This window comes from Microbulbifer harenosus, from assembly GCF_005771435.1.
GTDB lineage: Bacteria > Pseudomonadota > Gammaproteobacteria > Pseudomonadales > Cellvibrionaceae > Microbulbifer > Microbulbifer harenosus.
Genome location: NZ_VANI01000001.1, coordinates 71,959 through 85,151 on the forward strand (window position 1 = coordinate 71,959; position 13,193 = coordinate 85,151).

The window sequence follows — 13,193 nt, forward strand, 5'->3', positions numbered from 1 at the left end:
GAGAAACAGACATGAACAGTGTTATATCCATGGCCTATCTGTTCTCCGCGGTGATGTTCATCCTGAGCCTCGGCGGACTGTCCACACACGAGACCGCAAGACGCGGAAACTACTACGGCATGGTGGGGATGGCGGTTGCCATCATCGCCACCGTGGCCGGCATCACCTCCGGCGCCTACCTGCCAGTGGCCATCGCCATGGGCGTGGGCGCGGTGGTGGGTATCCACTTGGCGCGCAAGGTCGAGATGACCGCAATGCCACAGCTGGTTGCCCTGCTGCACAGCTTTGTTGGCCTGGCGGCGGTGCTGATCGGTTGGGGTGGTTACCTCGACCCGCGTGTGAACCTGGTGGGTGCGGCCCATATCGTGCACAACACCGAGATCTTCATCGGTGTGTTCATCGGTGCCATCACTCTGACCGGTTCCATCGTCGCCTTCGGCAAACTGCAGGGGCTGATCTCCGGCAAACCGCTGATGCTGCCGGCGCGCCACTGGCTGAACCTGATCGCGATTCTGGTGTGCGTGCTGCTGGGTGCCTGGTTTATTCCGGCGGATGTGGGCCCCACCACCATCGTCTATCTGCTGGTGATGACCTCCATCGCGCTGCTGCTGGGTATCCACCTGATCGCCGCGATTGGCGGTGCGGATATGCCGGTGGTGATCTCCATGTTGAACAGCTACTCCGGTTGGGCCGCCGCTGCCACTGGCTTCATGCTGAGTAACGACCTGCTGATCGTGATCGGCGCGCTGGTGGGCTCCTCTGGTGCCATCCTCAGTTACATCATGTGCCGCGGCATGAACCGCTCCTTTATCAGCGTGATCCTGGGTGGCTTCGGCTCCGACGGTGAAGTCGCCGGCGGTGACGGCGAAGTGGAAGGCGAAGTGGTTGCCACCTCACACGACGAGCTGGCGGAAGACCTGCGCAACGCCGAGAGCATCGTGATCGTGCCCGGCTTCGGTATGGCCGTGGCCCACGCGCAGCAGGCGGTGAGCGACCTCACCGACAAACTGCGCAAGGCCGGCAAAACCGTGCGCTTCGGTATCCACCCGGTGGCGGGCCGCCTGCCCGGGCACATGAACGTACTGCTGGCGGAAGCTAACGTGCCCTACGACATCGTGCTGGAAATGGAAGAGATCAACGACGACCTGCCGAAAACCGATCTGGTTCTGGTCATCGGTGCCAACGACACCGTCAACCCGGATGCGGTGGAAAAACCCGGATCTCCCATCGCCGGTATGCCGGTGCTGGAAGTGTGGAAGGCCGGCAAAGTGGTGGTGCTGAAGCGCTCCATGGCTTCCGGCTACGCCGGCGTCGCCAACCCGCTGTTCTACAAAGAAAACTCGCGCATGCTGTTCGGCGATGCGAAAGAGAGCCTGCAGAGCGTACTGGGTAAGCTGAACCCGGCCTGATTACTTAAAGAGTAATTCGGCATCCTTTGTGAAGCGGCCCCGCAAGGTGGCCGCTTTTTTGTGTGTGTTTCGGCCGGTTTCACCGGTCTCGATCATTGGTCAGGCCGGTGGTAACCTATGGCGCCTGTCTAACAACCACAAAACGACCCGACAATAAAAAGATTTCCCTATGCCGGCTGAAACGCATTTTTTCCCCGATTCTCTGAAACAGACCCTGCGTGGTTCCCTGGTTGCCGCTCTGATGGCGGTGCTTTCCGCCTGTGGCGGTGGGGGATCCGGTGGCGGCTCCGGCAGCAGCGGCGACAACAATCAACCGCCGATCGTCCCGGCGCCCGCGGTACTTGTTCTGAGTGGCGACACCAGCGCCGAAGTGGGCGACTCGGTAGGTGTGGTGGCGAGTGTTTCTGAGCTGGGTTACAACCGTTTTCGATGGGAGCAGCTGTCTGGCCCCGCGCTCGGCAACCTCGCAGGTAACGGCACCGCGGGTATCAGTTTTGATGCTCCCTTCCGAGGCTCATACCGTTTTCGCCTGACCGCCAGCAGTCCTACAGGTGAGGACCTGGTAGATACTTTTGATATCAATGTGGATGCGGGAAGTTCAGGTTCTAGTGTGCAACTCAGAGCGGACCGCGCGGTGAGTGAAGGTGCAGAATTTTCTCTGCGCCTAAATGCAAGCAACTACTCCGGTGAAGTCACCTCTTGGGGTTTCGAACAGATTTCCGGCCCTCGGGCCTCGCTGAATGAAGACGACTCCGGTCAACCGATACTATTTGTCACCGCGCCCAAAGTCACCGGTGATCAGGTGCTGACATTCCGCGGCACCCTGGAAACCACCACCGGTTCTTTTTCCGACATCGCTTACGTGGTGGTGCAGGATCGCCCGGAAGTGACCAGCGAATACTTTTGTGATGGCACTGGCGATTACTGCGCAACGACTAGTCCCCTAAACCCGGTATACAGCTATCGCGCCCAGAGCCCGTATGGCGATCGGTTGGCGGCGTGCGTTTACTCAAATCAATTAGGGGATGACAATTTCTGTACGCTCGGCCAGCTGCCGGTAATAGGCATGGAAAACAGTGCACCGAGTGTGGACTTGATTATGGATCACGTGCTGGTGTCGCACGACTGGATGGGAGCGCGGTTCGAACGTTTCCTGAAGGAATTGGATCCCTATGGGGATTTCGCCAATCTGCTGCGTGCGACCACGGCCATCGTCATTTCCAGCGATATTCGCCCATCGTTTTACTGGTCGCTCACCGGTGCCATCTATCTCGATCCGGAGAGTCTTTGGCTGACGCCGGAGGAGCGGGACGTGATCAACGAGCAGCCGGATTATCGCAGTGGATTCGGATCGGAGCTGCGATTTGTTACACCGTGGCGCTACGTAAAAAACAATAACTACGCCTTTGCAAGCTATTACCCGGCGGATCGTAACAGTCGCCCCTTCAGCGACCTTGAGGCGGATCTGGGCTCCCTGCTGTACCACGAACTGGCCCATGCCAACGATGCGATGTCGCAGGCGAAAATAAACCGCGGCCTGGACCGCCAGGATATTTTCTTTAATCAGGCTCAGAGCGGATCTGTTGTCAACAAATCCGTCAGCGCGGTGAACGGACTGCAGTCGGAACAGCTCTTTGCGCTGGCGGAGGTACGCTACCGCGGCGAGCCGGCCACGCTGGAGCAGAGAACCTACTCTCCCCAAGATGTTGCCGGATTCTTTTTCCCTGATACCGCAACCGACTTCTATGCCTACGTCACACCCTGGGAAGACACCGCGATGCTGTTTGAGGAGACCATGATGAGTCTCCGCTTCGGTATCGAGCGCGATGTAGCCGTCACCAACAGTCCGACGAGCCCGACGTCGGCGGATGATTTCGTCGTTTACCAGGGCCAACGCGGTCGCATCGGTGCCGGGCGTATCCGCGCCCGCGCCAGCACCGCGGTGCAGTGGCTGTTGCCGGAAGCCTGGGCCAGTGCGGATGCGCACCTGCAATCCCTGATTCCGGTGGCGCTTTGCTCTGGCGAAGGCTGGGGGCAAAACCTGAACCCCGCGTGCGAAGGCCAGTCCGGCCTGCTGCGTTTCGCTGCGCCGCAACCCAGTGGAGCGATCCCTATGCCCACGGAGTTGCCGCGTAGTTTCCTGCCTCCGACACGTTTCTGAACGGCAATGTTTACTTCGACTGAATAATGAATCACAGACCAATGATGAGAGGTGTTATGAAAATTTTGAAACAGCTGTTCACTGTGAGTGCACTGCTTGCAGCCGGCGCAACGTGCGCGGCGGATTCAGAAACCACCGTCTTCATGGCCGGCGACTCAACCATGGCTATCAAGGAAATCAAGGATTACCCGGAGACCGGCTGGGGTGTACCTTTCGCGGTATTTTTCGAGGATTCCGTCAAGGTCGACAACCGCGCAATGAACGGTCGCAGCACCCGGACCTTTATTGAGGAAGGACGCTGGGCCGGCATCATGGATGAACTCAAGGCGGGCGATTATGTAATCATCCAGTTCGGTCACAACGACGAGTCGGAAAGCAAGAAAGACCGCTACACCACCCCGGAACAGTACAAAATCAACCTGTCCCGTTTCATCAACGATGTGCGCAAGGCCAAGGCCGAGCCCATCTTGATGTCGCCCATCACCCGCCGTTATTTCGAGGGTGAGCACAAAATCAAGCACACCCACCCCTACGCACCGCTGGTACGGGAAGTGGCTGCTGAGGAAAAAGTAGAGTTCATCGATATGGAAGTGGTCACCCGCGAGTACTTCCAGGCCATGGGCGACCGGGACAGCGCGCTGCGCTTTATGCACATCGCCCCGGACCTGCACCCGAATTACCCGGTGGGGGTGCGCGACGATACTCACCTGAACAACCTCGGTGCGCGTGAAGTGGCGCAACTGGTGCTGGCGGAACTGCGCAAGCGCGAGCACCCTCTGGCCAAGCGTCTGCGCAACGCGGACCCGAAGCATCTGGCGCTGAAATACTGAGAATCAGTCTGGCCGGTCAGGATGTATCCGAGTTGTCGGAAGCGTCTTGAGGCAGGGGAGGCCGACGATAGCGGTTGTGGCAGTGGGCCGGTTCCGGGAACCGGCCCGAGGGCGTCAAAGCCGGCGGATCAACGCAGCAGGTTGGACAGCTTGGCGTTGGGCTTGTCCGCCTTGCGGAAGATCAGCGCGATCTTGCCGATTTCCTGCACCAGCTCCGCGCCGCTCTGCTGGCACAGCTCCGCGATCAGCTCACGGCGTGCGTCGCGGTCGTTCACGGCCAGTTTTACCTTGATCAGCTCGTGGTCGTTGAGGGCGCGATTCAGTTCTTCCGCCACTCCCTCGGTCAGGCCTTTCTCGGCAAGCGTGACCACGGGCTTGAGATTATGACCGATAGTGCGCAAGGCTTTTTTGCGGTCGGCGGTTAAAGGCATACAATACTCCATCCTTAAATGCGGCAGAGGCTGCCGCTGTGGGCAGGCAGTGCAATTCCCTACGCTGTCTATATATGTGAGCGTAGAGGAACAAAGCCTGCTGTCATACGAAAGTGTGGTCAGCAGCAGCGTTGCATGTGCCCGCCTCTATCAACCCCGATCCCGGCCTGCCACGCATTGATTGCGGTAGCGCCCGGATTTCAGCGATGTATTGTAACTGATGGCCCGATCAAAGAGCAGCCACCGCTGGCTGCGCGAACACTTCAACGACCCCTACGTCAAGCAGTCCCAGAAGGACGGCTACCGCTCGCGGGCGTCCTACAAACTGCAGGAACTGCAGGAAAAAGACCGCCTGTTCAAGCCCGGCATGACGGTGGTGGACTTGGGGGCGGCCCCTGGCGGCTGGTCCCAGGTGGCGGCAGAACTTGTTGGTCACAAGGGCCGGGTGCTGGCCTCCGACATCCTGCCGATGGATGCCCTGGCCGGGGTGGACTTTGTGCAGGGGGACTTCACCGAGGAAAAGGTGTTCGACGAGCTGCTGGAAAAGCTGGGCGAAGAGCGCGCAGACCTTGTGATTTCCGACATGGCCCCCAATATGAGTGGGATACGCGCGGCAGACCAGCCCGCTGCCATGTATCTGGTGGAACTGGCCGTGGATATGGCGCGCCAGACCCTGAAACCCGGCGGTGCCTTTGTGGCGAAGGTGTTTCAGGGCGAGGGGTTTGATGAACTGATCCGCGACCTGCGCAGTCAGTACCAGACGGTGGTCACCCGCAAACCCGGTGCATCCCGTCCGCGTTCCCGCGAGGTCTACGTAGTTGCCCGCGGTTTTAAGGGCTGACTCGCGGTTTCAAGCGCGGATGCCGATACGGGCCGGTGTTTTGGCGCGGGCGACCCGGTATGGTAAAAGGATCAAGCGCCAAATCTCCGCGATTGCCCGCCGCCGGTGGCGGCCGGGTGACCGGAGCGACAGGATTACGATTTTCGCCGCCTATACTGGGTGGAATGGAATTACCGGCTGAGGCAAACGCCGAAGCTAAGGCAAGAGGGCATACCCTTTGAACGATATGGCAAAGAATCTGGTGTTGTGGCTGATCATCGCTGCGGTGCTGCTGATGGTCTTCCAGAACTTCAAGCCGCAGTCCAGGGACGAATCCCTCAGCTATTCCCAGTTTGTGCAGGACGTGCAGTCCGGCCAGGTGAAGAGCGTGATGGTAGATGGCCTGGTGATCACCGGTGAAAAGGCCGACGGCAGCCGCTTCAAGACCATCCAGCCGCAGATCATCGACGACGAGCTCACCAATGAAATGGTGCGCGGCGGCGTGCAGTTCAACGGCCGCGAGCCGGAGTCCCCCAGCATCTGGCAGCAGCTGCTGGTGGCCAGCTTCCCGATCCTGATCATCATCGCCGTGTTTATGTTTTTCATGCGCCAGATGCAGGGCGGCGCCGGTGGCCGCTCCGGCCCCATGGCGTTTGGCAAGAGCAAGGCGCGTCTTTTAGGTGAAGACCAGATCAAAACCACCTTCGCCGATGTGGCGGGCGTGGATGAGGCGAAAGAAGATGTTCAGGAACTGGTGGAGTTCCTGCGCGACCCGTCCAAATTCCAGCGTCTCGGCGGCGCCATCCCCCGCGGCGTGCTGATGGCGGGCCCTCCCGGTACCGGTAAAACCCTGTTGGCCAAGGCCATCGCCGGCGAGGCCAAGGTGCCATTCTTCTCCATCTCCGGTTCCGACTTCGTGGAAATGTTCGTGGGTGTGGGTGCGTCCCGCGTGCGCGATATGTTTGAGCAGGCCAAGAAACAGGCCCCGTGTATCATCTTCATCGACGAGATCGACGCCGTCGGCCGTCACCGCGGTGCCGGTGTGGGCGGCGGTCACGATGAGCGCGAGCAGACCCTGAACCAGCTCTTGGTCGAGATGGACGGCTTCGAAGGCAACGAGGGCGTGATCGTCATCGCCGCCACCAACCGTCCCGACGTGCTCGACTCCGCGCTGCTGCGCCCGGGCCGTTTCGACCGCCAGGTGTTTGTCGGCCTGCCGGATATCCGCGGCCGCGAACAGATCCTGAAAGTGCATATGCGCAAGGTACCGCTGGATGAGCGTGTCGACCCGCAGACCATTGCCCGCGGCACCCCCGGCTTTTCCGGTGCCGACCTCGCCAACCTGGTGAACGAGGCCGCGCTGTTCGCCGCCCGCGCCAACAAGCGCATGGTGACCATGGACGAGTTTGAGCGCGCCCGCGACAAGATCATGATGGGCGCCGAGCGCAAATCCATGGTGATGAACGAGAAGGAAAAGACCAACACCGCTTACCACGAGGCCGGCCACGCCATCATTGGCCGCCTGGTGCCGGAGCACGACCCGGTGCACAAGGTCACCATCATCCCCCGCGGCCGCGCGCTGGGCGTGACCCAGTTCCTGCCGGAAGAGGACAAGTACAGCCTGTCCAAGCGCGCGCTGGAGTCCCAGCTGTGCTCCCTGTTCGGCGGCCGTATTGCGGAAGAAATGACCTTGGGCATCGACGGTGTCACCACCGGTGCCTCCAACGATATCGAGCGCGCTACCGACATCGCGCGCAATATGGTCACCAAGTGGGGCCTGTCCGAGAAGCTCGGCCCGCTGCACTACGGTGAAGACGACAGTCGCCAGCCCGGCCACGGCAATCCGATTTCCGGCAAGACCTCCAACGAGATCGACGAGGAAGTTCGCCGTATCATCGACACCTGTTACGCCCGCGCGCAGAAGCTGCTGGAGGAGAACCGCGATATTCTCGAGGCGATGAAAGACGCGCTGATGGAGTATGAGACCCTGGATGCCGAACAGGTCAACGACCTGATGGCCCGCCGCAAGGTGCGTCCGCCGCGCGACTGGCACGACAATGACTACACCGGCGGCGGTTCCGCCGACGATGTGCAAAAGCCCGAGACCAAACCCGATGAAGGCGAAAACCCAGTCGGTGGACCGGTCAACGGCCACTGACTGTTTAGCTGGCGCTTTCCGGTGCAATAAACAAACACCGATCAAAAAACGGGCCTCCGGGCCCGTTTTTGTATTTACGACCTGATAACGATTCTATGAAACTGAACTGCGGCAAGCACACCCTCGACCTCTCCCGTCCCCAGGTGATGGGTATTCTCAATACCACGCCGGACTCCTTCTCCGACGGCGGCAGCTACTACGCCGATGGTGGGCTGGATCTTGATCTGGTGTTGCACCGCGCAGAACAGATCTGCCGTGAGGGCGGCACTATTGTGGATATCGGCGGCGAATCCACCCGCCCGGGCGCCGCGGTGGTGACCGAGCAGCAGGAGCTGGATCGCGTGGTACCAGCCGTAGAAGCGATTCACCAGCGGTTCGATGTTGTGATCTCCGTCGACACCAGCACCCCCTCGGTAATGCGAGAATCCGCCGCCGCGGGCGCCGGCATCATCAACGATGTGCGCGCACTCACGCGCGACGGCGCCCTTGAAGCCGCCGCCGCCACCGGTCTGCCGGTGTGTGTCATGCACATGCAGGGCGAGCCCGGCTCCATGCAGGCGAACCCGGAGTACCGCGATGTGGTGAGGGAAGTGCGAGCATATCTCGACGAGCGCCTCGCCGCCTGCGTGGCTGCGGGCATCGCCCGGGAAAAGGTAATCTACGACCCCGGTTTCGGCTTCGGCAAAAACGACCAGCACAACCTGGAACTGCTGCGATGCCTGCCGGAGCTGGCGCCGCCGGACCAGCCTCTGCTGGTGGGACTGTCGCGCAAATCCATGATCGGCCGCCTGCTGGACCGCGCGGTAGACGAGCGCCTCGCCGGCAGCCTGGCACTGGCCATGCTGTCCGCCCAGCGCGGTGCCCATATCATCCGCGTCCACGACGTGGCCGCAACCGCAGATGTGCTGAAATTACTGCAGCTTGCAAGCTGAGACCTGTAGGAGTCTGCCTGCAGGCGAACCACTTGTAGGGTGAGACCTTGTAGGAGCCTGCCTGCAGGGGGAACAAAGAAATTTGACCGTAGGTTGGGCCCAGCACAGCGCACCCGATACGACACCTAGATGTGAGAGTTACAAGATGACAAGAAAATACTTCGGCACCGACGGCATCCGCGGCCAGGTAGGCGAGGGCGCCATCACCCCGGATTTCATGCTGCGCCTGGGCTACGCCGCCGGCAAGGTGCTCGGCGCCAATCGCCAGGGCAAGGGCCGCAGTCGTATCCTGATCGGCAAGGACACCCGCGTATCCGGCTACATGTTCGAGGCGGCCCTTGAGGCGGGCCTGATCAACGCCGGCGTCGATGTCGGCCTGCTGGGCCCCATGCCCACCCCGGCCATCGCCTATCTCACCCGCACCTTCCACGCCCAGGCGGGGATTGTCATCAGCGCCTCCCACAACCCCTATCACGACAACGGCATCAAGTTCTTCAGCACCGACGGCAGCAAGCTGCCGGACGAAGTGGAGCTGGAGATCGAAGCGGCGCTGGACCTGCCCATGGAAACCGCCAGCGACCTCGGCAAGGCCTGGCGCATCGACGACGCCGTCGGCCGCTATATCGAGTTCTGCAAGGCCAGTACGCCCTGGCGCTACTCCCTGCAGGGGCTCAACATCGTGCTCGACTGCGCCAACGGCGCCACCTACCACATCGCCCCCAAGGTATTCCGCGAGCTGGGTGCCGAGGTGCACGCCATCGGTGTGCAGCCGGACGGCCTCAACATCAACCTGGACTGTGGCTCCACCAAGCCCCAGCAGCTGCAGAAAGCAGTGATGGAGCGCGGGGCTGACCTCGGTATCGCGTTTGACGGCGACGGCGACCGCGTCATGTTTGTGGACCGCCACGGCAATCTGATCGACGGCGACCAGCTGCTGTTCCTCATTGCCATCCATCGCCAGCAGTTCCTCGGCGGCTGCAGCGGCGTGGTCGGCACCCTGATGAGCAACTACGGTTTCGAGCTGGCGCTGAAAGAGCGCAAGATCCCCTTCGCCCGCGCCAAGGTGGGGGACCGCTATGTGCTGGAAATGATGTACAAAAACGGCTGGTCCCTGGGTGGTGAATCCTCCGGGCATATCGTGTGCACCGACGTGACTACCACCGGCGACGGCATTATCTCCGCCCTGCAGGTACTGCGTGCGGTGAGCGACTTCGGCGAGTCCCTCGACCAGCTCAGCGAGAAGATGCAGATGCTGCCGCAGCACATGATCAACGTGCGCCTGGCCCGTCGCGACGGCGTGCTGGAGCACGGCGATGTGCAGGCCGCTGTATCCCACGCGGAGTCCACCCTCGCCAACGACGGCCGTGTGCTGCTGCGCCCGTCCGGCACCGAGCCCCTGATCCGGGTAATGGTCGAGGGTAAAGACGCCGCGCTGGTGGAACGTCTGGCGGGGGAAATCGCCAAGGTGGTGGAGCAGGTCGGCAATACCTGAATCGGCCAGCGGACTCCGGAAGCCATTGAAAAATCAATAAATATCCGGAAACCCTGGTTGTATGTTCCCGGCAATACCGCTAAGATTTGCGCCCCTTGGAGGAGCACCGATGCGAAAAACACTGGTAGCTGCCAACTGGAAAATGCACGGTAGCAAAGCGTTTGCCGAGCAACTGTTGGCCGAGCTGAACAGCGGACTGGAGTCCGGCGAGTGCTCCGCCGAAGTGGTTATCTGCCCGCCCTTTCCCTACCTCGGGGTAGTGGGTGTGGCGGCAGAGAATGTGGAGCAGCTGGCCCTGGGGGCTCAGAACCTCAGCGAGCAGCCCGCCGGTGCTTTCACCGGGGAAGTCTCTGCAGATATGCTGCTGGATTGCGGCGTGCGCTACGTGATCGTCGGTCACTCCGAGCGCCGCAGCCTCTATGGCGAAAGCAGCGAGCTGGTCGCGGCCAAGTTTGCCGCCGCCAAAAGCGCAGGCCTGACGCCGATCCTCTGTGTAGGGGAATCGCTGCAGGAGCGCGAGGCGGGCAAAACACTGGACGTGATCGCCGGGCAGATTCAGGCTGTTATCGACCTGGGCCTGGCAGGTACCTGGCACAATGCCGTGGTGGCCTACGAGCCCGTCTGGGCCATCGGCACCGGCAAGACCGCCACCCCGGAACAGGCGCAGGAAGTGCACCAGTTCATTCGCCAGCAACTGGGCGACGCGGGAGCGGAAACGCAGATCCTCTACGGGGGTAGCGTCAAGGCAGCAAATGCTGCTGAACTGTTTGCCATGGACGACATCGACGGCGCCCTGGTGGGCGGAGCCTCTCTCGAGGCAAACGAATTTATCCAGATCTGTCGCGCTGCTGACTAGCGCAACCGGTTGAAAATTTTTGAGCAAGGGCGCATGCCCATAACAGGTTTTCTGGACAATGGAAAAACTGGTTTTAGTGGTTCACATCCTCACAGCGTTGGGTATTATCGGCCTGATTTTGCTGCAGCAGGGTAAAGGTGCGGAAGCGGGTGCCTCCTTCGGTGCGGGTGCTTCCCAGACCGTTTTTGGCAGCCAGGGCAGCGGAAATTTCTTTTCCCGCTTGACTGCAATTCTGGCCACTGTATTCTTCGCCACCAGCTTCGGTCTGGCAGTGTTGGCCAGCCGCGACGAAGCCCCGGATCTGGACGGTGTTCCGCAAGTTCCGGCGGCGATCGAATCCCGCGAACAGCAGGACGACGTACCGGCAGTAATCGAAAGCGATGTTCCTGAAGTTCAGGATGCAGCCCCGGCGGCAGGTGACCTGCCCGCAGCAGAAGAAGCCCCTCAGGCGGAACTGCCGGAAGCCGGAGCGGAAGAGCAGAAAACTGAGGAACAGCCTCAGTAAGCCGCAAGGCTTAAATCAAAAACTGAAAAGTTTTTGCCCAGGTGGTGGAATTGGTAGACACGCTATCTTGAGGGGGTAGTGGCTTCGGTCGTGCGGGTTCAAGTCCCGCCCTGGGCACCACATCAAAGTCTTCAGATGTCTGAAGCAACCCGGAAAGCCCCGCATTGCGGGGCTTTTTCGTTTTGGCCTGTGATGACGAAGTCATTCCTTAGCAAACCAGAATCGAGACCGTGTCAGATCAGGTGGAGCTGGAGGAGGTCTACGATACCGAACGACACCTCTTATACGTAGCCTGTACCAGAGCTCGGAATCACTTGTTGGTGAGTGGGGTCGATCCGATGTCTGAATTTCTGGATGATCTTGAGGCATAGCTGCAGCTGCCGGGGATTCACATTGGGTAGGCCGGGTATCGGTAGCAGCCGCAGTGTTGTGACTATAGCCGGATTTTCAGTCATACTTTTGCATTAATCTTCGATAGAGTTGCTTAATTTCATTCAGCGGGCAAACCTCGCTATCATTGCGCTCCACGGGAGTGAACATACTATGGCTACCGCAGAACAGATAAAGGCGCTATTGAAGAGCCACGCTGATCATGATGACCAGCGGTTCTATTCTATTGCCCTACAGGTGGCCGCAAAGGAGGCTAGGCAGGGGCATCATAAGCTGGCTAGCGATATAAAAGCTCTGATTGAGAAATCTCAGCGTGAGAAGAAAGAGTCGAGCCTCTCTTCCGTTAAGCCGACCCCATTGGTACAGCAACCCAAAGGTGACCTGAAAGGCCTGCTTGAGCTCACCCATCCTTCAGTGAGAAGTGGTGAGTTGGTCCTTTCACCCGAGGTCAAGGATCGGCTCAACCAAGTCTTGCTAGAACAGCGTCAAAAGGATCGGCTCGCTAAATTTGGTCTCCTGCCCCGGCGTAAACTTCTGTTTACCGGCCCTCCTGGAACGGGAAAGACGATGTCCGCAGCGGTCTTGGCGACTGAACTGCGGCTACCGATGTATACCATTGTATTGGATAATCTGATCACCCGTTTTATGGGCGAGACCGCGGCCAAGCTCAGATTGATCTTTGATCATATCCGGCAAGCTCGCGCGGTTTACTTGTTTGATGAGTTCGACGCGATTGGTACGCAGCGCGGTGCACAGAACGACGTCGGCGAAATCCGTCGAGTATTGAATTCATTTTTGCTATTTGTAGAGCAGGATGCATCTGAAAGCGTCATCGTTGCGGCAACCAACCACCCGGAATTGCTTGATAAGGCTCTCCATCGCCGCTTTGATGACATCATTCCGTTTGAAAAACCGGGCGAAGAGCAAGTCAGGAAAATTATTGAAAATCGGCTAAATTTATTTGATACAGAGTCAATGGATTGGCCGAAGATTTCTTCAGCTGCTGTTGGGCTGAGCTCAGCAGAGGTTGCGAGAGCCTGCGAAGATGCCGCCAAAGACGCGGTGCTTCACCACGATGCCCGAATTACTACGGCATTACTGCTAAAGGCGATAAAACGTCGGCAATCTGGAAATATATAAGTAGAAGAATTAATGGCGGAAAGGAAACCCCATATATTATTGAACGGATTTGTTCAGAACGAAGACTTT

11 protein-coding genes and 1 tRNA gene are annotated in these 13,193 nt (G+C 59.7%); 11 read left to right on the forward strand and 1 reads right to left on the reverse strand.

What is annotated here, in order from left to right; genetic code table 11:
* Positions 1 to 11: 11 nt before the first annotated feature.
* The 3 genes from pntB (at position 12) to FDY93_RS00325 (ending at position 4,400) form a co-directional block, all read left to right on the forward strand.
* Positions 12 to 1,409 (forward strand): Re/Si-specific NAD(P)(+) transhydrogenase subunit beta, encoded by a 1,398-nt coding sequence (gene pntB / locus FDY93_RS00315; RefSeq protein ID WP_138233751.1) that lies wholly within the window; start codon positions 12 to 14, stop codon positions 1,407 to 1,409.
* A 169-nt stretch (positions 1,410 to 1,578) separates the two neighbouring features.
* Entirely contained in the window at positions 1,579 to 3,570 is a 1,992-nt protein-coding gene (locus FDY93_RS00320; RefSeq protein WP_138233752.1) for a hypothetical protein, read from the forward strand.
* A gap of 56 nt (positions 3,571 to 3,626) precedes the next feature.
* On the forward strand, positions 3,627 to 4,400 hold the full coding sequence (locus FDY93_RS00325; protein ID WP_138233753.1) for a rhamnogalacturonan acetylesterase: 774 nt from the start codon (positions 3,627 to 3,629) through the stop codon (positions 4,398 to 4,400).
* Positions 4,401 to 4,528: 128 nt separating this feature from the next.
* Here the strand turns inward: FDY93_RS00325 and FDY93_RS00330 are convergent, their stop codons facing one another.
* Positions 4,529 to 4,831 carry a YhbY family RNA-binding protein gene (locus FDY93_RS00330; protein WP_138233754.1) on the reverse strand — a complete coding sequence of 101 codons (303 nt, stop codon included), beginning with the start codon at positions 4,829 to 4,831 and terminating at the stop codon, positions 4,529 to 4,531.
* 220 nt (positions 4,832 to 5,051) lie between these two features.
* On the opposite strand from FDY93_RS00330, the gene rlmE reads away from it, so the two are divergent.
* From rlmE to FDY93_RS00375, 8 genes are all read left to right on the forward strand, one after another.
* Positions 5,052 to 5,672, forward strand: coding sequence for a 23S rRNA (uridine(2552)-2'-O)-methyltransferase RlmE (gene rlmE / locus FDY93_RS00335; protein ID WP_105103419.1), 621 nt, complete (start codon positions 5,052 to 5,054; stop codon positions 5,670 to 5,672).
* A gap of 226 nt (positions 5,673 to 5,898) precedes the next feature.
* A complete protein-coding gene (gene ftsH, locus FDY93_RS00340) occupies positions 5,899 to 7,809 on the forward strand; it encodes an ATP-dependent zinc metalloprotease FtsH (RefSeq protein ID WP_138233910.1) in 1,911 nt (636 codons plus the stop codon).
* A 95-nt stretch (positions 7,810 to 7,904) separates the two neighbouring features.
* On the forward strand, positions 7,905 to 8,741 hold the full coding sequence (gene folP, locus FDY93_RS00345; RefSeq protein ID WP_138233755.1) for a dihydropteroate synthase: 837 nt from the start codon (positions 7,905 to 7,907) through the stop codon (positions 8,739 to 8,741).
* Positions 8,742 to 8,886: 145 nt separating this feature from the next.
* Positions 8,887 to 10,233, forward strand: coding sequence for a phosphoglucosamine mutase (gene glmM, locus FDY93_RS00350; protein ID WP_138233756.1), 1,347 nt, complete (start codon positions 8,887 to 8,889; stop codon positions 10,231 to 10,233).
* Positions 10,234 to 10,342: 109 nt separating this feature from the next.
* The gene (tpiA, locus tag FDY93_RS00355) at positions 10,343 to 11,089 is read left to right on the forward strand and encodes a triose-phosphate isomerase (protein ID WP_138233757.1); all 747 of its coding nucleotides are present in this window, start codon (positions 10,343 to 10,345) and stop codon (positions 11,087 to 11,089) included.
* Positions 11,090 to 11,147: 58 nt separating this feature from the next.
* Entirely contained in the window at positions 11,148 to 11,594 is a 447-nt protein-coding gene (gene secG, locus FDY93_RS00360) for a preprotein translocase subunit SecG (RefSeq protein ID WP_138233758.1), read from the forward strand.
* A gap of 35 nt (positions 11,595 to 11,629) precedes the next feature.
* Positions 11,630 to 11,714: transfer RNA gene (locus tag FDY93_RS00365), tRNA-Leu, on the forward strand.
* 423 nt (positions 11,715 to 12,137) lie between these two features.
* Positions 12,138 to 13,124 (forward strand): AAA family ATPase, encoded by a 987-nt coding sequence (locus FDY93_RS00375; RefSeq protein WP_138233759.1) that lies wholly within the window; start codon positions 12,138 to 12,140, stop codon positions 13,122 to 13,124.
* Positions 13,125 to 13,193: the final 69 nt, after the last annotated feature.

Coding starts and splice junctions, on each gene's coding strand:
- pntB (WP_138233751.1), top strand. CDS start 12: ATGAACAGTGTTATATCCATGGCCTATCTGTTCTCCGCGGTGATGTTC.
- FDY93_RS00320 (WP_138233752.1), top strand. CDS start 1,579: ATGCCGGCTGAAACGCATTTTTTCCCCGATTCTCTGAAACAGACCCTG.
- FDY93_RS00325 (WP_138233753.1), top strand. CDS start 3,627: ATGAAAATTTTGAAACAGCTGTTCACTGTGAGTGCACTGCTTGCAGCC.
- FDY93_RS00330 (WP_138233754.1), bottom strand. CDS start 4,831: ATGCCTTTAACCGCCGACCGCAAAAAAGCCTTGCGCACTATCGGTCAT.
- rlmE (WP_105103419.1), top strand. CDS start 5,052: ATGGCCCGATCAAAGAGCAGCCACCGCTGGCTGCGCGAACACTTCAAC.
- ftsH (WP_138233910.1), top strand. CDS start 5,899: ATGGCAAAGAATCTGGTGTTGTGGCTGATCATCGCTGCGGTGCTGCTG.
- folP (WP_138233755.1), top strand. CDS start 7,905: ATGAAACTGAACTGCGGCAAGCACACCCTCGACCTCTCCCGTCCCCAG.
- glmM (WP_138233756.1), top strand. CDS start 8,887: ATGACAAGAAAATACTTCGGCACCGACGGCATCCGCGGCCAGGTAGGC.
- tpiA (WP_138233757.1), top strand. CDS start 10,343: ATGCGAAAAACACTGGTAGCTGCCAACTGGAAAATGCACGGTAGCAAA.
- secG (WP_138233758.1), top strand. CDS start 11,148: ATGGAAAAACTGGTTTTAGTGGTTCACATCCTCACAGCGTTGGGTATT.
- FDY93_RS00375 (WP_138233759.1), top strand. CDS start 12,138: ATGGCTACCGCAGAACAGATAAAGGCGCTATTGAAGAGCCACGCTGAT.